Origin of the sequence: Bartonella sp. AC70YNML (genome assembly GCF_042196545.1) — a bacterium.
Classification (GTDB): domain Bacteria; phylum Pseudomonadota; class Alphaproteobacteria; order Rhizobiales; family Rhizobiaceae; genus Bartonella.
In genome coordinates this window covers 1-505 of sequence record NZ_JBHIQK010000070.1, presented here as the reverse complement: position 1 = coordinate 505, position 505 = coordinate 1, and the positions used below count along the sequence as shown (strand labels likewise).

The following is a 505-nucleotide window of genomic DNA, read 5'->3' as shown; positions in this document are numbered from 1 at the left end:
CTTCTACGCGCAGCCTTTTGTGCTCAATGAGCGCCAGGCAGGGGTCGCCATTGAGGGTGTCGTGCGCCAAGAATCCATCGAGACCAGCCAGTTGGCGGTGGACACCCACGGCTACACCGACTTTGCCATGTCACATGCCCGTTTGCTTGGGTTTGATCTTTGCCCGCGGTTGAAGGAACTCAAACAGCGCCACCTCTTTGTGCCACGCGGCACCAAAGTGCCCGCAGAAATCGCTGCGGTGTGCGAAGCCAATGTCGACGTCGCTTTGATCGAAAAGCATTGGGATAGTCTGGTGCACCTGGCAGCCTCGGTCATGAGCGGACATGCCAGTGCGGTGGCAGCTCTTGCGCGGTTCGGTTCTGCCGCCCAGGGCGATCCAATCTATGAGGCTGGCGTGCAATTGGGGCGGTTGCTGCGTACGGCGTTTTTGGCTGACTACTTTGTCAAGGACGCTTTCAGGAACGAGTTGCGCCGGGTGCTCAATCGGGGCGAGGCTGTTAAGGAT

General features: G+C 59.0%; 1 protein-coding gene. It reads left to right on the top strand.

The window, feature by feature from the left end; all coding sequences use genetic code 11:
• Positions 1-505, top strand: a 505-nt coding sequence (locus ACFIMU_RS08790; protein ID WP_375697044.1) for a Tn3 family transposase, incomplete at both ends; no start/stop codon positions are given.